At 52.1% G+C, this 697-nt stretch carries 1 protein-coding gene; it reads right to left on the bottom strand.

The genetic code is table 11. From position 1 onward, the window contains the following. Positions 1-679: Ig-like domain-containing protein (locus L2096_RS16005; protein WP_250365858.1), on the bottom strand; the 679-nt coding region annotated here is incomplete at its 3' end. Positions 680-697: the final 18 nt, after the last annotated feature.

The raw sequence follows: 697 nt of genomic DNA on the forward strand, positions 1-697 counted from the left end.
CCAGTGTTGGTGTGGTGTCATCGGTTGCAGCATTGTTGGCCAGGTCACCGACCTTGCTGCCAACATTGTCGACCGCCTTGTTGATGCTTACCACCACATTCGTGGTGTCTAGATTAAAGTCTAATGTTGGACTTTTACCACTTTCATTACCTGCCGGATCCTTTTCAGTGTATCCAATACTGTGGCTACCATCTGTCAAAGGTGTATTTGGCGTGAAGCTCCAGGTGCCATCGCTTGCAACGGTGGTGCTGCCCAGTACCGTAGTGCCATCTTTAATGGTAATGACATTACCTGCTGTGCCTGTACCAGCAATAGTTGGGGTACTGTCATTAGTTGAACCACCTGATGTAATAGGTCCAATAACAGGTGCTTGATCATCTGTTCCTGTTGGAGCTGTAGTCGGTGTAGCTGGCGCTGTGGTATCCAGTACGATTGGATAAGCACCCGAATCCGGGCTCGACTGGCCTGCACCGTCGGTCTGTTTCGCAATCAGGTTCTTGGTACCGTCTGCACCTAGATCCGTCGTGGTCACACTCCAGGTCCCGTCTGAAGCCACTGTGGTTGAACCCACTGCCGTGCCGTCAAAATATACCGTCACCACCGCACCCACTTGCCCGGTACCACTGATGGTCGGCGTGCGGTCATCTGTGGTCTGGTTCTTCTGCAGATCTCCTGTCACATCACCCTGATTATCCGT

Origin of the sequence: Acinetobacter sp. ACZLY 512 (assembly GCF_023614015.1) — a bacterium.
GTDB classification, from domain to species: Bacteria; Pseudomonadota; Gammaproteobacteria; order Pseudomonadales; family Moraxellaceae; genus Acinetobacter; species Acinetobacter soli.